This window comes from Candidatus Enterococcus ikei, assembly GCF_017316105.1.
GTDB classification, from domain to species: domain Bacteria; phylum Bacillota; class Bacilli; order Lactobacillales; family Enterococcaceae; genus Enterococcus_L; species Enterococcus_L ikei.
Genome location: NZ_JAFLWD010000001.1, coordinates 33987 through 52450 on the forward strand (window position 1 = coordinate 33987; position 18464 = coordinate 52450).

At 36.1% G+C, this 18464-nt stretch carries 17 protein-coding genes and 2 other annotated features; of the genes, 3 read left to right on the top strand and 14 right to left on the bottom strand.

All coding sequences use genetic code 11. The features are described 5' to 3' along the window. Positions 1 to 14 precede the first annotated feature (14 nt). From JZO69_RS00175 to JZO69_RS00190, 4 genes are all read right to left on the bottom strand, one after another. Positions 15 to 230 carry a DUF2273 domain-containing protein gene (locus tag JZO69_RS00175; RefSeq protein WP_207110877.1) on the bottom strand — a complete coding sequence of 72 codons (216 nt, stop codon included), beginning with the start codon at positions 228 to 230 and terminating at the stop codon, positions 15 to 17. Between the two features lie 13 nt (positions 231 to 243). Further along, positions 244 to 807 (bottom strand): alkaline shock response membrane anchor protein AmaP, encoded by a 564-nt coding sequence (amaP, locus tag JZO69_RS00180; protein ID WP_207110878.1) that lies wholly within the window; start codon positions 805 to 807, stop codon positions 244 to 246. Between the two features lie 305 nt (positions 808 to 1112). Next, on the bottom strand, positions 1113 to 2756 hold the full coding sequence (locus JZO69_RS00185; RefSeq protein WP_207110879.1) for a peptide ABC transporter substrate-binding protein: 1644 nt from the start codon (positions 2754 to 2756) through the stop codon (positions 1113 to 1115). 113 nt (positions 2757 to 2869) lie between these two features. Continuing rightward, positions 2870 to 3583: a gamma-glutamyl-gamma-aminobutyrate hydrolase family protein gene (locus tag JZO69_RS00190; protein WP_207110880.1), complete on the bottom strand. Its 714-nt coding sequence runs from the start codon at positions 3581 to 3583 to the stop codon at positions 2870 to 2872. Between the two features lie 253 nt (positions 3584 to 3836). After that, positions 3837 to 4067: a binding site (T-box leader), on the top strand. 241 nt (positions 4068 to 4308) lie between these two features. Beyond that, positions 4309 to 4555: a binding site (T-box leader), on the top strand. A 65-nt stretch (positions 4556 to 4620) separates the two neighbouring features. On the opposite strand from JZO69_RS00190, the gene JZO69_RS00195 reads away from it, so the two are divergent. The 3 genes from JZO69_RS00195 to JZO69_RS00205 all read left to right on the top strand — a co-directional run bounded on the left by JZO69_RS00195 (position 4621) and on the right by JZO69_RS00205 (position 6816). Further along, positions 4621 to 5262 (top strand): amino acid ABC transporter permease, encoded by a 642-nt coding sequence (locus JZO69_RS00195; protein WP_207110881.1) that lies wholly within the window; start codon positions 4621 to 4623, stop codon positions 5260 to 5262. Between the two features lie 85 nt (positions 5263 to 5347). Beyond that, positions 5348 to 5983: an amino acid ABC transporter ATP-binding protein gene (locus JZO69_RS00200; RefSeq protein WP_207110882.1), complete on the top strand. Its 636-nt coding sequence runs from the start codon at positions 5348 to 5350 to the stop codon at positions 5981 to 5983. A 14-nt stretch (positions 5984 to 5997) separates the two neighbouring features. Beyond that, positions 5998 to 6816, top strand: a complete 819-nt coding sequence (locus tag JZO69_RS00205; RefSeq protein ID WP_207110883.1) for an amino acid ABC transporter substrate-binding protein — start codon at positions 5998 to 6000, stop codon at positions 6814 to 6816. A gap of 75 nt (positions 6817 to 6891) precedes the next feature. On the opposite strand, the gene JZO69_RS00210 is transcribed toward JZO69_RS00205, so the two are convergent. From JZO69_RS00210 to JZO69_RS00255, 10 genes are all read right to left on the bottom strand, one after another. After that, positions 6892 to 7497 (bottom strand): NAD(P)H-dependent oxidoreductase, encoded by a 606-nt coding sequence (locus tag JZO69_RS00210; protein WP_207110884.1) that lies wholly within the window; start codon positions 7495 to 7497, stop codon positions 6892 to 6894. Between the two features lie 164 nt (positions 7498 to 7661). Further along, entirely contained in the window at positions 7662 to 7979 is a 318-nt protein-coding gene (locus JZO69_RS00215; RefSeq protein ID WP_207110885.1) for a rhodanese-like domain-containing protein, read from the bottom strand. 184 nt (positions 7980 to 8163) lie between these two features. Beyond that, a complete protein-coding gene (locus JZO69_RS00220) occupies positions 8164 to 9630 on the bottom strand; it encodes a glycoside hydrolase family 1 protein (protein ID WP_207110886.1) in 1467 nt (488 codons plus the stop codon). A 71-nt stretch (positions 9631 to 9701) separates the two neighbouring features. Further along, a complete protein-coding gene (locus JZO69_RS00225) occupies positions 9702 to 10412 on the bottom strand; it encodes a glucosamine-6-phosphate deaminase (protein ID WP_207110887.1) in 711 nt (236 codons plus the stop codon). A gap of 253 nt (positions 10413 to 10665) precedes the next feature. Continuing rightward, positions 10666 to 12570, bottom strand: coding sequence for a beta-glucoside-specific PTS transporter subunit IIABC (locus JZO69_RS00230; RefSeq protein ID WP_207110888.1), 1905 nt, complete (start codon positions 12568 to 12570; stop codon positions 10666 to 10668). A gap of 171 nt (positions 12571 to 12741) precedes the next feature. Further along, positions 12742 to 13575 carry a PRD domain-containing protein gene (locus JZO69_RS00235; protein ID WP_207110890.1) on the bottom strand — a complete coding sequence of 278 codons (834 nt, stop codon included), beginning with the start codon at positions 13573 to 13575 and terminating at the stop codon, positions 12742 to 12744. Positions 13576 to 14018: 443 nt separating this feature from the next. Continuing rightward, on the bottom strand, positions 14019 to 14342 hold the full coding sequence (locus JZO69_RS00240) for an EF2685/EF0750 family sortase-dependent surface protein (RefSeq protein ID WP_207110891.1): 324 nt from the start codon (positions 14340 to 14342) through the stop codon (positions 14019 to 14021). Between the two features lie 23 nt (positions 14343 to 14365). Beyond that, positions 14366 to 15022, bottom strand: a complete 657-nt coding sequence (locus JZO69_RS00245) for a hypothetical protein (RefSeq protein WP_207110892.1) — start codon at positions 15020 to 15022, stop codon at positions 14366 to 14368. A 63-nt stretch (positions 15023 to 15085) separates the two neighbouring features. Next, on the bottom strand, positions 15086 to 15616 hold the full coding sequence (locus JZO69_RS00250; protein ID WP_207110893.1) for a hypothetical protein: 531 nt from the start codon (positions 15614 to 15616) through the stop codon (positions 15086 to 15088). Positions 15617 to 15626: 10 nt separating this feature from the next. Beyond that, a complete protein-coding gene (locus JZO69_RS00255) occupies positions 15627 to 18278 on the bottom strand; it encodes a fibronectin type III domain-containing protein (RefSeq protein WP_207110895.1) in 2652 nt (883 codons plus the stop codon). Positions 18279 to 18464: the final 186 nt, after the last annotated feature.

The following is an 18464-nucleotide window of genomic DNA, read 5'->3' on the forward strand; positions in this document are numbered from 1 at the left end:
TGATTCAATTTATTTTATCTTTCAAAAAAAGCTTGTATAGAAGCTAAAATTGAAGAGATAGAGCGTTTTTCATCTTGCGCTGTTCCGATAAAATAGCCGATTCCTGTTAAAACGACTAGCAAGATTGTTTTCCAAAATCCAATCGTCATAAAAAGTATGGCAATCAAGATAGCTAGAATTGTAAATATAATTTGATTGCGGTAAGGAGCTAATGCTAGTAATTTTTTCAATATACTTCCTCCTTTAAACCACGCGAGACTCTTTTTTACCGATTGGCAACAAGGTCGATTCTACTTTTTTCTTTTTGAAGATGACTTTCGTTTTATTCGTCTCTAGCATTGCCATCTGTTTCAAAGCTTGCGGGATTTGTTCTTGGATCATTTTCCCTTTACTTAGAAATAGTTTTTGTTTTTCGTCTGCCACAGTTACTTCTACATCTGCTGTTTGATGCTTCGTTAATCTTATCTTCACCTGTGTATCATCGACATTTACAATTTCTTGTAAGGAAGATCTAGCAATTGACTCTAGTGTATGCAATGGCAGATTGATCTGTCCCATGTCTTTTTTTATGTGTATTTCTTTTTTGGTGATTGGCTTGAATAGTACTAGCAAAAAAGCCAACAGCAATAGCGCTAATAGGACAAACAATACGATCTGATAAAAATAAAATAGCCAATCGTATTGAAATAATAATTCTCGGAAAAAGGTAGTCACAACGCCTAAGTTTTCCACTTGAGAATACAAACCAACGATACCAAAAATACCTGCTATTAATAGTAAAGAAATAAGACCTTTGATCACTCGCATAGATTTTCCCCTCCAACGTTGCTTTTACTTTTGCAAAAGTTTTTTCCTTGTTTCTATGTTTAATGTTAAACGCATTATCCAACAATTACAAAAGATACGCATAGGTTTTTGAGGATTTTCTGATTTTTTTCATGCTTTATATCCTCTATAAACACGACTATGAGTGTGTTCTGGAGAGCATTTAAAATAATAAAAAAATAGTGTGTGAGACAAAAGTGAAAAGCACTTTTGTCTCACACACTAAATACGAATAAACGGTGGAAGCAGAAGTAACCTCTTCTGTCCCATCCTCTATTTTTTACCTACTAGTCAACATGAGCTAAGCGATAAGAGACTGTTCTTCCAAAAGGAAAGACTTGCAAGTCTTTTAATCGATCTGCCTTCAAATAGCCAATCGCTCCTTGATAAAGCGGCAAAACAGCTACATCTTTTTCGATCAATGTTTCTTCCAACTCTTTCAATTTATCCCAGCGTTTTTCTGGTTCATTGGCTAAAGTGATTCGGGCATCGTTCAAGCCTTTATCGTACTCTGGGTTGTTATAACCTGAGGTATTCAAACCACTCTTAGAATCGTAAAACTCTAAGAAGTTGATTGGATCAGCATAATCTGGTGTCCATGTACCAAAAACGAGATCAAAGTTACTAGCTGTTTGTAAATCTAAACGATTTTGCAATGGAACAGATTTCAACGTGATTTTTAGTCCTGGCAGATTTTGTTGTAATTGCCCTTGAACATACTCGATCGTCTTTTTCGCAAGAGCTGAGTCGGCTGAAAGTAATTCTAATTCGATTTCATCTTTACCTAATTCTTTCTTAGCCGTTGCCCAACTTTGTTGCGCCTCTTTTAGATCAAATGGAAGGAAGTCTCCATTTTCTTTACGGAAGTCTTCCCCTGTTTCTGGGTCTTTCGCAAAATCTTTTGGTACAAAACCATTAATAGCTGAAGAACCGTCTCCTAAAATATCTTTTGTAAATGCTTCTTTGTCGATTGCTTGTAAGATTGCTTTACGCGCATTGGCGTTTCCTGTTACTTCTCGTTTATGGTTAGGACTTAAATAACCAACCATCGCTTTAGGTGTAAAATGAGCTTGAGGTGAATCTTTATATTGCAGAGCATACGTATCTGCTAACACAGTGTAATCTAAATCACCTGCATCAAAAAGGTTCGTTCCTGTACCGATTTCTTTGACTACTTGCACATCGATCGTATCTAGTTTGACATTTTTTTGATCCCAATAATCTTTGTTTTTTGTTAGCTTCCAGTTTTCTGTATTGCCATCCCAACCTGAAATCACAAATGGACCATTGCCAACAAAATTATCTGCAGAAGTTCCATAAGCTTCGCCTTTTTCTTTGACGAATTTTTCATTTTTCGGCATAAATGGTGTTCCTACCAAGACTTGAGCTAAATATGGAATTGGGTATTCCAAAGTCATTTCTAACGTTTGGTCATCAATGGCTTTAACACCAAGTTCATCTATTTTTGCTTGTCCTTCACGGATTTTACGACCGTTTTTGAAAATATCCATTTGGTTACTGCTACTTGACCCAAAGCTTGGATCAACAACATTTTTAAAGGATGAAACAAAATCTCCAGCTACAACTGGATCACCATTGCTCCATTTTGTATCTTTTAATTTGAATGTGTAGACTAGCCCATCATCACTAACTGTTGGCTCGCTTGCTGCAATCCCTAATTCTGGATCATGGTTTTTATCCATGCGATAAAGTCCTTCAACAACTTGACCAATCATATCTGAGCTGTAAACATCTGTGTAATGTGCGCTGTCCAATGTTGAGAGTTCACCACCAGAAGCTACTTTGATCACTTGTTCCTGTGCTGAATTACCGCCATCTTTTTCATCAGATGAATTTGTCCCTTTACCACCGCTGCAAGCTGCTAATAATAAAGTCGCTGCTAAAACAAAAACGCCAAACTTTTTCTTCATTACCTAATTCCTCCTCTTCATAAAAGCTGAACCGAACGCTTATAGACAACCAACTTAATTTCGTTTTTTAACTTTCAAGTGATTTATTTAATCGTTCTGTAAAGCTCGATGATTTATAATTCTTCAACGACATAACGAAAAACTGCCATTTCTTGTTCTAAATAATCATAAGCAAAATCTGGATGCCACTGCACACCTAAAAAGGCGACATTGGAATCTTTGCTTTCTACACCTTCAATAATCCCATCTTCACTAAAAGCAGTAACTTTTAATGTTTCTGCTAATTTTTTTACAGCTTGAAAATGAAACGAATTAACGGTTGTTTCTTTTCCATAGATTTTACGCAAAATACTCATTTCTTCTGTTCTAATCTGATGAGTGGGGATTTCTCTAGATACTGGAACTTGCATGTGAGCAATTTTAGTAGCACTGATTTCTTGGTATAAACTACCTCCAAGAGCCACATTGACTAACTGCAAGCCGCGACATACTGCAAAGATCGGTTTTTTTTGAGCCAAAGCTTCTTTGATCAACGCTAATTCAAATTGATCTCTTTCATCAGATACCGTTGCCTCTTTTACTTGATTTACTTCTCCATACAATGTTGGCGATACATTTTGTCCACCAGCTAAAATCAACTTGTCGATTTGAGTCACATACGCTTTTGCCAATTCAGGCGATCCTACAGGCAGCAATAACGGTAATCCACCAGCATTTTGAACTGCTTTTACATAGCCGCAAGGAGTGTAACAGATCGGCAAATGGTATAATTTTGCCCCCGCATCTTCTATTTCATTTGCTGCAATTCCAATAATTGGTCGCCTCAATCGACACCACTCCTTTTTACTTTCCGACAATAATTGTACCTAGTTTATCAGATATATATGGGAAAGGATAGTAGTAATAGAAACTGTGCGATAGTTTTTAACTATCACTACTTACTTACTTTTTAATAGGAATGACTATTTCCATTTTAACTCAACTTCGCATAATCAGTAACTTTTATGCTTAAAATAAGCTGTTTTCTGAATTTTCTAAACAAAGAGTTGTTGACAAGAGGAAAAACTGGTGGTAAAGTTATACAAAACAAAGAGCAGAAGAGTACCTTTATTGTTTCATTTAAGAGAGTCTTTGGTTGGTGGAAAAAGACAGAAGAATAAAGCGAACCACATCTGGGAGTTAACTTTTTGAATCGAAGAGTAGGAAAGTTCGGGAATGCCCGTTACAGCATTAGAAGTCTATGACTTCATGAGGTTATCGTTGTGAGACGATAATAAAAAAAGGTGGAACCACGAATTTTACGTCCTTTGGCTTAATTGCCAAAGGACTTTTTGTTGTGAATCACTGTGATTGGCCAAAGGACAGAGCAGATGATGAACAATACTTGGCGACCAACAGGAGAGAAGTTTCCCTACTAGCGAATCACCACAAAGTTACACTACAACCAAGGAAAGAAGCAAAAGAACCTTGCTAGTGAATGACCTAACGTATTATATCTAACAACAAATGAAAACAAACTATTAAAAAATTTCCATCGACCATTCTAACAAAACCAAAACACATAAACAGAACAAGTAATCAAAGACCATTTCCTGACAGAGACTTTTTTATTCGCTGAGAAAAAAAGCTGGAAACCTTTGCTGAACACATCTGTTTCGGTCATCTTCTGAAGCTAGTAGGAAGATGCGGAATTCTCCGTTATCAGAAAAGAATCTTTAGTTACATGAAAGATTCCAATGAGGTTGATACTGTAAAGTATTGACAAATTGAGGTGGAACCACGATTATTTCGTCCTCTTGGCTGATTGGCCGAGGGGGCTTTTTGTTTATTCTCACAAAAAAAATTAATAACTGGAGGAAAAAATATGAACTACATTTTAGAAATCATGCCGGCTTTACTGGACGGTGCAACTATGACCTTGAAAGTATTTATTTTTACACTATTAGGCTCGATTCCACTTGGGATCATCGTGGCTTTTGCTTTACAGACAAATTTTAAGCCGTTAACTTTTTTGATCAATATCTATATTTGGCTAATGCGAGGAACTCCTTTATTATTACAACTGATTTTTGTTTTTTATGGTTTGCCATTGATTGGAATCGTCTTTGAGCGTTATGATGCAGCCTTGTTTGCTTTTATTTTAAATTATGCAGCTTATTTTGCAGAAATTTTTCGCGGCGGGATTCAATCAATTCCAGAAGGACAATATGAAGCGGCAAAAGTTTTACGTTTAACACGCTTTCAAACTGTTTCAAGAATTATTTTACCTCAAGTGATCAAAGTTGTTTTACCCTCTATCGGTAATGAAGTCATCAATTTGGTTAAAGATACCTCGTTGATTTACGTACTTGGTTTAGGAGATTTATTACGTGCAGGAAAAATCGCGATGAGCCGTGATGTGAGTTTATTGCCATTAGTTTTAGTTGGTGTTATTTATCTATTATTAACTGCTGTATTGACGTTGGTTTCAAAAAAATTGGAAAAACATTATCAATATTATAAATAATCAAAACGTAATGTAGTATCGTTACCTATTTTTCATTCGAAGTTAAATGAACCTGTTCAGATTTTAAATTTAGGAGGAAACAATCATGTTAGTTATTAAAAATTTAATCAAAAGTTTTGACGGTCGACGAATTATTGACCAATTGAACTTAGAAATAAAAGATGGCGAAATTTTAACAATTGTAGGACCTTCCGGCGGTGGAAAAACAACTTTACTACGTTGTTTGGCCGGACTAGAGTCCATTGATTCTGGTGAATTGACGATGGACGGTGTGCCATTCAATCCTGTTGAAATGGACAATGCGGATCAAGTAGTCGGGATCGTTTTTCAAGATTTCCAATTATTCCCTCATCTTTCTGTATTAGACAACATAACATTAGCTCCAATGCTGGCTTTGAAACAATCAAAAGAAGCTAGTGAGAAAGAAGCGATCGACCTACTGACAAAATTTGGTTTAGGCGGAAAAGAAAAACTCTACCCTTATCAATTGTCTGGTGGTCAAAAACAACGGGTCGCTCTTGCTCGAGCTCTTGCCATAAAACCAAAAGTTTTAGGTTATGATGAACCTACGAGCGCTCTTGATCCTGAATTGCGTCAACAGGTTGAAGAAGTAATTCTAACCCTAAAAGAGCAAGGAATGACACAAATCGTAGTCACTCATGATATGAATTTTGCTGAAAATATTGCTGACAACTTACTGAAAGTCACTCCCGTTCAGTAGAAAGGACACCTTATATGAAGAAAAAAAACTATCTCGTACTTACCATAGCTGCTTTAATAGCTATTCTTTCGATAGCCGGCTGCGGTAGAAAAAAAACGAACACAGATCAATGGTCGCGGATTGCTTCCGAAAAACGAGTGATCGTCGGTTTAGATGATTCGTTTGTACCGATGGGCTTTCAAAACAAGGCTGGTGACATTATCGGTTTTGATGTTGATCTAGCTCGAGCAGTATTTGATTTATACGGAATCACCGTCGATTTCCAGCCTATTGACTGGTCCATGAAGGAAAATGAGCTGCAAAATCAAACGATCGACTTAATTTGGAATGGTTATTCTAAAAGCGCAGAACGGGAAGAAAAAGTGCTGTTTAGTGATGAATATATGAAAAATGAACAAGTCGTTGTCTCTTTGAAGAAAAATAATATCAATAGCTTTGCTGACATGAAAGGAAAAATTTTAGGCGCTCAAAATGGTTCTTCCGGCTACAATAGTTTTGAAGTACAGCCTGAAATTTTGAAAAACCTCGTCAAAGATCAAACTGCGATTTTATATGACGGGTTTAATGAAGCATTTATGGACTTGAAATCTGGGAGAATCGACGGTTTGTTGATTGATCGTGTTTATGCAAATTATTACTTGTCGCATGAAGATAATTTAGCTGACTATTCTATTGTTAGCGGTAGTTTTGAAAGTGAAGCATTTGCTGTTGGTTTGAGGAAATCTGATAAAGTTTTGGCTGAAAAAATCAATGCAGCTTTTAAAGAACTAAGAAAATCTGGTAAACTTAGCGAAATTTCTAAAGAATGGTTTGGAGAAGATGTAACCAAATAAAGGTTGCACTTTCTACTATAAAAGCAAAAGAAGCCTTGAGACATTTTCTGATTGTCTCAAGGCTTCTTTTATTTTTTAACCTAAATATTTACTCGTTACATCAACCAAACGTTTTGTTTGATCTTGGATTGCAGCTTTCACTTCATCCGCTTTCAGCATATTTCCTTCTCCGTCGATTGAAGCACTTGTTCCATAAGGATTACCGCCTGCTGCAAAAGTTGATGGATTCACGTATCCTGCTGGTACGATGATTGCGCCCCAATGTTGCATTACAGTATAAATCCCTTGAATAACTTGTTCTTGTCCGCCATTTGGGTTTTGTGCAGAAGAGAATGCTGTTACAAATTTATTAGCTAATTTACCTTGTGCCCAAAGTCCGCCTTGTAAATCAAAGAATTGTTTTAATTGGCTAGCCATTACACCGAAACGTGATGGTGAAGAGAAGATGTACGCATCTGCCCACAATAAGTCATCACTTGTAACTTCTGGAATATCCGCACTCGCTTCTACGTTTTTACGCCAAGCTGGATTAGAATCGATTGCCACATCGGGAGCCAATTCGTGAACTTTTCTTAAACGAACTTCTGCACCATTTGCTTCAGCCGCTTCTTTGGCCCATGTTACCATTTGTGTACCTGTTCCTGTTGAACTATAATAAGCGATTAATAATTTTGTTGTCATGATTTTTTCCTCCAATAACTGTTGTTTTCTTATCTACATTTATATACTAACAAAAAGTAAGTTAAACTGCAAGAGATTTAACTTACTAAAAATAAGTATTTTTCAAAACCATAATTTCTTAACAAAAAAACCGCAATGAGCACACTGCTCATCACGATTTCTTCTTATCTACAACTATTATCCTTACTGTCTCCATCCCAAACTGACATTCCTTCTGAAACAGAAACAACATTGTATCCATAATTTTCAAGAAATGAACACGCATGTTCTGAACGAACTCCATGTTGGCAAATAACATAATGCGGCTTTTCCCGATCAATTTCTGACATAGCCTCTGGTAATGTGGATAAAGGGTAATTTTTCGCAGTAACAATATGTCCTTCTGCAAACTCATCCACCTCTCGAACATCAATGATCGAAACTGGTTCGTTAACTGTTAATTCAATTAATTCTTTTAATTCCTTAACTGATACTCTTTTCATCTAAATACGATTCCTCCTACAGCTTTTTCAAATCATTCGATCGAATAATCGTCAAATTCGCCTCATTAGCAGTATACCACTGTTCTTTCCCACAACAACAATTTACTGACTTTTTTATGAATTAGATTAAAAAATAAAAAAACTAGATATAACTTTTGAAGTCATACCTAGATTTCTTATTTTTTTATTCTTGTGAACCGTTTGCTGCAATTAATTTTTTATACCAATAAAATGATTGTTTTCTAGAACGATCTAACGTTCCGTTTCCTTCATCGTCCATATCAACATAAATAAAGCCATAGCGTTTTTTCATTTCACCTGTTCCAGCACTAACTAGATCAATACAGCCCCACGGTGTATAACCAATCAAATCAACACCATCTAATTCAATAGCATCTTTCATCGCAGCTATGTGTTTACTGAAATAATCAATGCGGTAATCATCTTGGATCGTACCATCCGCTTCGACTTTATCGACTGCTCCAAAACCATTTTCTACAACAAACAATGGTACGTTATAACGATCATATAATTTACATAAAGAAATACGTAAACCTAACGGATCAACCGCCCAACCCCAATCTGATTCTTGTAAATACGGGTTCTTGACTGCAGGCATTTGATTACCGCCCACATATTTTACTTCATCCGGATTAGATGCAGAAACAGTCGACATGTAATAGCTAAAGCCAATATAATCAACAGTTCCTTCTCTGATGATTTCATCATCACCAGCTTCTTTTTTGATTACAACATTGTCACGTTCAAATTCTTTTATTTTATGAGCGGGATAATACCCTTTAACCTGTACATCAATGTAAAATTCTTGTTCACGATTAAATTTGATTGCTTCCATGACATCTTCTGGATTACAACTCATCGGATAACTTGGAATATAGGCCACCATCATCCCAATATTAAAATCAGGATTGATTTCATGTCCTAATTTAACAGCTTTAGCACTAGCAACAAATAAATGGTGAGCCGCTTGGTACTTCGCTTGTTTATCGTTTTGATGAATCCCAATTTGAGTCCAGCTTCGCAAGAAATTAATCTCATTAAAGGTCATCCAGTATTTGACTTTATCTTTGTAGCGCTTAAATAATGTTTCACAGAAAAACAAGAAGTAATCAATCACTTTTCTATTTGACCAGCCATCTAATTCATCTGCTAAATACATTGGAATATCAAAGTGATTGATCGTAACGATTGGTTCAATCCCATAACTTAATAGTTCATCAAAGACTTTATCGTAAAAGGCTAATCCTTCTTCATTGATTTCCTTTGTTCCTTTTGGACAAATTCTTGACCAAGCAATCGATAATCTAAAGCATTTAAAACCCATCTCTGCAAACAGAGCAATGTCCTCTTTATAATGATGATAAAAGTCAGTTGCTACATGACTTGGGTAATATTGATTTGGATCAACATAACCGACAGCCCCTTCAGGTAAAGCCTCTCCTCTAGAGCAGGTCTCAACTTTTCCTTCTTTTGTTTTGTAGGTAATCATTCTAGGTGTTGTATGGCTACCGCCTGTAATTGCATCTAGTGTACTTAACTCTTTACCACCAGAAAGATAGCCGCCTTCGTATTGATTTGCAGCTGTTGCTCCGCCCCATAAAAAATTCTCTGGAAATACTGATTTACTCATGTATCATTTCTCCTTATCAAAAATATTAGAAACAATGTTCCTTGCGTTTATCTATTCTATTTAGCCATGTATCAAAGAAATTGCGCTGCTTCTTCATCAAGAATCACTGTCAAATGTGGATGCAGTTTCAAAATAGAAGCAGGTATTTCGTCAGTGATTGCGCCTTCAACAAACGCTTTCATAATTTTCGCCTTCTTTTTTCCACTGGCAAAAAGAATTAAGTGCCTAGCATTCATCACACTTCTTGGTCCCATTGTAACATAAAAATCTGGTGTTTCAGCACGATTTTCAAAATGTGGCGCAATCCGTTCTTTCATTGCTTCATCACACACAACTTTGGTTGTAAAATCAGTAAATTTCGTTGTACCTGGCAAATTCCCACAATAATGTCCATCAGCTCCGATTCCTAGTAAAATCGCATCTAAACCGCCAGCTTCTGCTACTCGTTTATCCTGCTCTTCATAATTTTCTCCATCTAAAATATGGATACGTTCTTCTGAAATCTCTGCAGGCGTAAAATACAATTCTCTTAAATCACCAATTGTCACCCCTTCACGGCATCCTGATTTATACGGAATCTCATCAAAATTATAATAGTGGACGTTGTCAAAATACGATTTACCTTTAACTTCATCGACTAATTTTTCATACATACCAATGGGCGTCGTACCAGCTGTTATCGCTAAATTCACACGCTCATGCCGTTGAAACATTTCACCAATTAACATCTGTGCTGCGACCTTACTTAATTCATCATAATCCTTTACTACAATAACTTTCATTTCATTTCCTCCTTAATATAAAAGCGTAGCGGGCTCGTTCAGTGCTGACTGAAAAATAGGAAAATATCACTGAGGTGCTTTTTGCCTCATTTATATTTTATCTTTTTTCCGAAGCGCTAGCCCGCGAAGCTAGATAACATCAAAAGCGTAATCGGCTCGTTCAGCTCTGACTGAAAAATAGGCAAATATCACTGAGGTGCTTTTTACCTCAATCATTTTTTCTAAGAGAACCCGTTAAACTGCCTTTCTTCCCTCATTCTACAACTAAACCCACTTCATTTTCACCATGTCTTACTCCTGGAACTATCGTAATCAAGGCATCGTTTTCTTTAACCTTTTTTTGATCATCCATCGCCAAAACAGATAGATACTCATCAGAGTTTGTAATAACCATGACCACGCTTATATCGTACCCTAATTCACTGATTTTTTCACGGTCAAATTGAATCAACGGTGTTCCCACCTGAACTGTTTGCCCCTCTTTACACAATAACTCAAAATGCTGTCCTTCCAATTCAACCGTATCTAATCCGACATGAATCAAGACCTCTATTCCCTCTTTTGATATCAAACCTATTGCATGTTTTGTTTTAAAAGCGACAGTCACTGCTCCTGTGATTGGTGAAACAATTGTATTTTCATCAGGCATGATGGCAATTCCTTTTCCAACTAATTCTTTTGAAAAGGTTTGATCTGCAACATCACTGATTGGATAAACGATACCAGAAACAGGTGTGCAAATCGTTACAATCTCTTGATCTTTATCTACAATCACCTCTTTTTCTCTTCTATTTTCATTTTGTTCATCAATTTTCAATACACTTTTTGCCAGTAAAAATGTGCTGACAAACGTTGCAATCAATGTAACAACTAAAGCAATAATAAATCCTACCGCAGCATCGTTCAGAAAAACTGGAATCGAAAGAATACTTGGCATTACAGGAGCCATCGATTTTGCACCTAAAAGAGCACCGACAGCTCCACCGATTCCACCACCTAAAGACGCGCCTACAAAAGCAGCTTTGTATTTTACTAAAACACCATACAATGCAGGTTCCGTGATGCCTAAATACCCAGAAACAGTAGAAGACAACGCTACTTGCTTCATCTTTTTACTCGAAATCAAGAAATAAATAGCGAAAGCAGCGGTTGCTTGAGCCATCGTGCTCATAAAATTCATCGCCCCCATTGTTGAATAACCATATGTGGCAATTTGCTGTTGTGTAATTGGACGAATCGCATGATGCATGCCCATCAATACTAATAAAGGACGACTTGCACCAATCACAAATCCTGACACTAACGGAGAAAAGTTTATCAATGCTTCAATCCCTTGTGCAATGTATTCTCCAACATAAAAACCGATGGGAGCCAAAACAATCAACATCACTGGAACCATCAAAATTAAGGTCAATAACGGTGTAAAAATAACTGTCACCATACTTGGAATGACCTTCTCAAAAAAACGATACACATAGCTTAATAACCAAACAGCTAAAATGATTGGTAAAATCGAACTACTGTAATTTACGACTGGAACAGGAAGAAAGCCTAAAAACTGAACGTTTGTTAATTCTCCTGCAATTGCTGCATTGATCATCGTTGGGTACATCAATACACCTGCTAAACTTAAAGCCATATATTCATTAGTTTTAAATCTGCGTGCGCTACTGACAGCTAATAGAAATGGGAAGAAATAAAACATTGCATCTCCAGTCATATTAAGCACAAACATTGTCCCACTTTCAGGATCTGCCCATCCTAAACTTGTCAACATAAATAAAAAACCTTTTAACATCCCGCCACCAACGATTGGAGCTAAACTTGGGACTAGAATCGCTGATAAAGTATTGATCAAACGATTCAGCAGTGAATCTTTTTCTGTACTTATTTCTGCTTGCTCCTCATTGCTATCTAGGCGAGGCATTATCTTGATGATCTCCACATAAACTTTACTGACTTTTCCGCCAATGATCACTTGGTACTGTCCGCCTTGTCTTTGTACACCCATAACGCCATCTAGTTCTTCAATCGCTTGCGTTTGTGCCTTTGATTCGTTTTTCAAATTAAATCGTAGCCTCGTGACACAATGAGTCAGACTAATGATATTCTCATCACCACCTATGAGTGTAATGATTTTTTTTGCTAAATCCTGCATAGTTTCTCCTCTTTTCTGCTCAGTATTTTTATTTTTGATTCCTATCTCAGTTTCGTGAAACACTCTTTTATAAACAATCAAGACCTGCTCAAAAAAACTATTTTCTTTAGAAAATAATCTTTTTCAAACAGGTCTTGCCAGCCGAGCTGTAACGAATCCTCGTATTGATATTTATGAATGTAATAGGCGAGCTAAATGCAATGTCAGATACAATTGTTCATCAATTGTCGCTTGTTTCTTGTAACGATCTTCTAAATAATTGCTGATTTTCAAACTACATTTGAATTCTTTCGGATACTTCTTTTTAACAGTTAAAACAATTTCTTCGTTATCTAGAGAATTTACGGTTTCTTGGTCATTCAACCGAATCAAATAATACCTGAGATGATTCAAAAATCGGTGATAATTGATTGAAGTTTCATCTAGATCTACTTGAAAATAGTAACGAACTAACTGGGTAATATCACCCATCGCTTCCATATAATCCATTGTTGTTTCCATTGATTCTTGATTGAATTGATAATTCACAAAATGCATCGCAATAAATATTGCTTCAGATTCTGCTAAAACAATCCCTTTTTCTTCCTTGATTAATGCAATTGATTGAAGACCAATTTCAACTTCTTGAGGATAAAACTGTTTGATTTCCCATTCGATTGGGCTTCGAATTTTCAATTCTTCTTCATGTCGTTTAAAGGCAAATAATAGATGATCCAGTAAGCTAAATAAAATAACGGGATTAATCTCTCTTCCTAATTTTTCTTCACCCATTTTTACTATTTTCTCGACTAATAAAATTTCCTCATAACTCGCTTCATTTAATAAAACAGCCATCTGCTTAACATTCATTTTTTCTGTAGGCAGATACACCTGCTGGATTAACGTGGGATCGACAGGATCATTGGGATACACTTGAAATCCCAAACCTTTTCCAACAACAATAACTTCTAACTCCTCATCAACAGCCAACACAACATTATTATTAATTCGCTTTTTTATATACATGTTCCACCTCCTTACTATAAAAGCTGAAAAAGCTCATTCAGTCTCGTAGAAAAATAGGATAAATTGATTGAGACATTTTTTGTCTCATTCCATTTTTATCTTTTTTCCTAGAGACTAGCTTTTGATGCTAGACACATAAAAGCTGAAAAAGCTCGTTCAGTCTCGTAGAAAAATAAGAAAAACCATAACATAGCAATCACGATAAAGAAACCTTTATCATCTTTGCTATATTATGGTTATGCCTGAAAAATCAGTAACAATTCCATTAACTACGATTAATATATCACGGAAAGAAAACGCTGTCAATTCCTTTTTTATTCGTTTTTACTTTTTTCAATTAAGCTATTCTAGTATTATTTCTATCAGCTTTACCACTTATAGGATCATAACTCTTAAATAAACATAAAAAGCAGAAGTTTGATCCTTCTGCTTTTAGCTTATCATTATGGATAGTTTTTTCTATGTGCTTTCCATCTACTGAGAAGTAAATAAATCAATAGTAATACGAAGCCAATCGGAGCGATTGTTTCGATAAGACTACCAGTATTTGGAAATTTTCTTAGTTCTATATGTGCTTGTTTTGGTTGTGCTAACTTTGTATCTAGTTCTTGCTCGTGTTTTTTTGGCGGTTGCGGATTGGTTTTATTCCCACCGATTTGCCCATTTACCTCTATTTCAGCAGTGGAAGCATAAACAGAAGCTTGGAACAAACTAATACAGCCAGCCAAAAGAATGAGCGTAATGATGTGACAACTAAATTTCTTCATTGTTTATCACAGCCTTTATTTGATTATGGTGTTACACCAAGTGTTGTACCATCTTTTTGGATCGATGTGAATTTCAATGTTAGTGTGTAGTTTTCTGTTGCTGCATTTTCATTAACGTCAGTTGGTAAACTAGCCGTTGTCGTACCAGTATAATTGAATTTTGCAGAATTTGCATAAGCCGAAGCAGCATCCGTAGCGATATTCAGACGTCCATCTTTATTGGCTAAACGCATCCAAACAGGTGCACTTGTCAAATCAACTAAAGCATTGCTTTCAATCAAATTAGTCGCAGCAGGTGTCGCAACTAAACCATTGCCTTTTGCATTGATTGTTAAGGTATCAACATACTTAGGTGTTCCTTCCATTTTATTCAATGTCACAGCAACACCACGACCTGAATTATTCACGATACTATAATCAGCAGACTCAATGTTTTTGTGGGCACTTGCAGTTGTTGTATGGAAAGCTGTCGCTGTATCAACAGTCACGTTGATCCATTCATCAGACCCTTCTGGGATATTCGTATCTGGATCTGTATTATCTAGCTTACCAATCGTTCCGTTGATAATGACATCGGCTGAATTTTCTCCATCGATTGTTTCAGCTAAAACTAGTTGTGTTCCCCCTGATACGCTTAGGCCAAGCATCATTGCAGCAAGTAAAAAGTTAGGTGTTTTCATATTGTCTCTCCTTCTATGTGTAAGATGATTTATTTTCAACAGAAAATCTGTTAAATAACGATATTAGTTGTTGATACGGATTGTAATTCCAGCTTGAACTTGTCCACGCTTTTTGTTTGTTTTTGAATCATAAATATCAAACGTGGCTGTCGCTGGATGATCTCCTTGAGCAAGTTTTTTCTCTAATTTTGCTCCATTTATTTCATATCCCGGCTGAATTGCACCAGAGGAATAAACTTGTTCATTGTTGCTGTCTAAACGAATCACTACATTGATGGGATAACCGTTTTCGACTGGATTTTGAATATACAGACTGCCTTCACTGTCACCATTTTCAAATACGGCCTCTGATTTAATGACCATATTGAACTTACTAGCATCCACAGCTTTTTGCTCAGCCGCTTTCACTTCTTTGTCACTCATTTTTTTAGCGCCTTTTGTATCGGGTAAATAATCGCCAGAAATGACTTGGACAGGTTCTGTTTTAGTTGAAAAATAATAATATAAGCCGCCTGCTGATACAGCTACCAAAAACAATAACAGTAAAATCAGCAGTCGTTTCTTTTTCTTCTTTTCTTCGTTTGTTTTATCCATAGAATTCCTCTCATTCTTCATTTTTTTCAACTTTGAATGTCACTTTGTAGGTTGGAAATACCGCTTGCTTTGTCGGATTAAAGTACTTGCCCTGTAGGTTCAAACTTTTTTCTTCATTCACGTTTAAAACACCGATCGATAAAGGTTTTTTGGACAATTCACTTGTTAAAAATAGTGGTGCTGCTTGGTTGTTGTCTACCAGCATTTGCAATGCTAGTTCATCTTGTCCAGAATTTCCTGACAAACTATCTAACAATTGCAGTTGAGTCGCCGCGGCGTTTTCTTTCGTTAGGTTTGTTATCGATAGTTTTGTTGGGGTATTTCCTTTGTTTACGACTTGGTATTCACTAGAAGATACTTCGCCTTCTTTTGAGGTGCCCAGGTCTTTATTTTGAGTCTGAAAAGCCATTTCAATAGGAACTTCTACTTTGATAATTTCTGTTACTGTTTGAAATTCAGTTAAAGGATTCATTGTTAAAACAACTTCTTCTCCAGATGCTCCAGTAACTCTCACACGCACATAATAAGTAACGTCTCCATCAAGACCTTTTAATTTCGTTGAAAATTTCTGATTCTTATTGCCTGACAAAGTCGCAATTTGTGATTTTGTTGCATCAGCTGGAAAGTCTTTACTCTTGCTGTATTCCACTTTGACTTGCTGATAATTCCCACCATAATAAGCAATTTGATCTGGAAGAGCTGCAGCTTCCCCATTTGTAAAGTCTGTCCATTTTCCTGTATCACTTGCCAACTCACCGTTGATGATTGCTGACGTCGTTGTCACATCTGCCGTGATATTTTTTAGCTGAGGCTTTGTAGTGAAACTAGTTGCATCGGAAAAATTACTTTCTCCTGCTTGGTTGATGACAACCATTTGCGCCCAATAAGTGGTATTGGGATTTAAATCATTTACCTTTACTTTATAGGTTGAATCAAGCACTGTGTTTTCTTGTCCATCAAAATTGTTCAAGGTCACAATATGCTTGGCTCTTCTTAGATCATTGGTGTCACCTTTATCAGTAAATAAGAAAAATTTAACTTCTGATGCTGGACTCCCATTATTAACCGATGAACCATCTAGAGAAACGGATGTATCTGTTTCCTCTGTAGCACGCAATCCTAACTGATCTGGCACATCCATAAATTCACTAAAGACAAGTTTCTGCGAATTTTTCAAGTCTAGAATTTCTTGAGCGGAGAATGAATCTGGTGTACCTGCAATATTCGTAAAATTTGTTCCTTGTACACTTAAATCGGATGCTTTCTTAAATATTTCTTGCGTTGGTGTGCTATTTGTTTTACTAGAAAAGGTTTCAATTTTTTGTAAATAGTTGCTCGTAAATGACAAGTTATTTATACCATTCGCACCGTTTAGACCAATAGTACCCAGACTAGTTCCAGAAAATGAGACTTGTTTTGCTTTGTTCATACTGATTGCAAATGTACTAGAAGCTGCGGTTGTGAAAATTGCACCGCTCGCAACATCTATTGAAACATCTGCATTTTCTGCAATCGTCAGTCCACCTTTAGCTGAGTAGAGATTGATTGGTGAAGGGAGTTTGAAATCAACTTGAGCGTTTTCTTGAAAATCAAATAGTACTGGTTGGGTTTGAGAAGAAGCAAAAAATTGATTTCTTGTACCACCTGTAGCAAGACTTACTTTATCCAAATTAAAAACTGCATTTTTCTCAACGATATAACTTGGTGCCAAAGTACCATATGTCATATTACTGTTCGTTTGGATATCAAGTTGTGCATTTTCTCTAACTACAATTTGAGATTTTCCTGCATAAGGATTCGCTGAAGAACTGCTCGTTGACCAAATAAATGCACTGGTTTGATTGGAAGAATGTTTAATCGAAGTATGACCACTTTGAATTTCTACGTAATTGATTTCTGCCCATTCCTGGGAATATGTACTCGTACCTCTTTGATCGATCGTGTTTTGCCCTCGCATAATGACCGAACCGTTTATGTTATAAATCATTTGACCATTTGTTGAATAGTAATCGACACCATCAAAGATAAATGTCATATTAGCGGCGGATCCTCCAGATAAAAAGCCATAATACCCCACTGCACCAGAGCCATCACTATTACCAAACTGAGTATTCCGAATCTCGATTACAGCGTTTGCCTGATTTGCATAAAAACCTCTAGTAGCCGAGGCTCCTTTATTATACGTAATAATGTGATTTGCACCGTCAATAATCATGCTGTCTTTTAGTTGATAACCAGCAGTTCCTAAGTCGATATTATTGGTTAAACGAAATTTTAGCTTTTGACTATCTTTTAAATATTCAGTTAAAGTAGCTGCTGAATCCACTAGCCAGAAGCCGTCTGCATCTTGTAACGCATATGCTCTTAGCATGTTTTTACTATTTATTTCAGAATCATTTCCATCAATCGAATTTTTCATATCATTACTATCCGTTATTTTTTCATTTTCTATTGATTCTTCTTCCTCAGTCGATTCTTGACTAGATGAAGAATCACTGACAGTTGATTCTGATGAATCTGACGATTCGTTTTCTTTGGTTGACTCAGTTGTTGCAGAAGGTTCTTCAACTGATGATTCAATTTCTATAGCATAGGACCAATCAATCGGAAAAATTATTAAAATGATAAAGCTGATAAAAATCAAGTGAATATTTTTTTTCATGACCGACCTCCTCTACTATTTTATATAAATTATAACAATAATATATCTTTCACCTATTATTGTATTGTACTTCAAAGTGAATATCAATTTAATAACGCTAGTTTTTTTAAATTTATATAATTATTTTATCATTATTACCGATTGTTTTTGAAACTTTATATGTTTCATCATGGTTCAAGCCTTTTT

What these genes read in the sequence shown, in the direction of transcription:
- JZO69_RS00240 (WP_207110891.1), bottom strand. Translation starts at nt 14,342, where the DNA reads ATGAAGAAATTTAGTTGTCACATCATTACGCTCATTCTTTTGGCTGGC.
- JZO69_RS00245 (WP_207110892.1), bottom strand. Translation starts at nt 15,022, where the DNA reads ATGAAAACACCTAACTTTTTACTTGCTGCAATGATGCTTGGCCTAAGC.
- JZO69_RS00200 (WP_207110882.1), top strand. Translation starts at nt 5,348, where the DNA reads ATGTTAGTTATTAAAAATTTAATCAAAAGTTTTGACGGTCGACGAATT.
- JZO69_RS00255 (WP_207110895.1), bottom strand. Translation starts at nt 18,278, where the DNA reads ATGAAAAAAAATATTCACTTGATTTTTATCAGCTTTATCATTTTAATA.
- JZO69_RS00235 (WP_207110890.1), bottom strand. Translation starts at nt 13,575, where the DNA reads ATGTATATAAAAAAGCGAATTAATAATAATGTTGTGTTGGCTGTTGAT.
- JZO69_RS00205 (WP_207110883.1), top strand. Translation starts at nt 5,998, where the DNA reads ATGAAGAAAAAAAACTATCTCGTACTTACCATAGCTGCTTTAATAGCT.
- JZO69_RS00220 (WP_207110886.1), bottom strand. Translation starts at nt 9,630, where the DNA reads ATGAGTAAATCAGTATTTCCAGAGAATTTTTTATGGGGCGGAGCAACA.
- JZO69_RS00225 (WP_207110887.1), bottom strand. Translation starts at nt 10,412, where the DNA reads ATGAAAGTTATTGTAGTAAAGGATTATGATGAATTAAGTAAGGTCGCA.
- JZO69_RS00210 (WP_207110884.1), bottom strand. Translation starts at nt 7,497, where the DNA reads ATGACAACAAAATTATTAATCGCTTATTATAGTTCAACAGGAACAGGT.
- JZO69_RS00250 (WP_207110893.1), bottom strand. Translation starts at nt 15,616, where the DNA reads ATGGATAAAACAAACGAAGAAAAGAAGAAAAAGAAACGACTGCTGATT.
- JZO69_RS00195 (WP_207110881.1), top strand. Translation starts at nt 4,621, where the DNA reads ATGAACTACATTTTAGAAATCATGCCGGCTTTACTGGACGGTGCAACT.
- amaP (WP_207110878.1), bottom strand. Translation starts at nt 807, where the DNA reads ATGCGAGTGATCAAAGGTCTTATTTCTTTACTATTAATAGCAGGTATT.
- JZO69_RS00215 (WP_207110885.1), bottom strand. Translation starts at nt 7,979, where the DNA reads ATGAAAAGAGTATCAGTTAAGGAATTAAAAGAATTAATTGAATTAACA.
- JZO69_RS00230 (WP_207110888.1), bottom strand. Translation starts at nt 12,570, where the DNA reads ATGCAGGATTTAGCAAAAAAAATCATTACACTCATAGGTGGTGATGAG.
- JZO69_RS00185 (WP_207110879.1), bottom strand. Translation starts at nt 2,756, where the DNA reads ATGAAGAAAAAGTTTGGCGTTTTTGTTTTAGCAGCGACTTTATTATTA.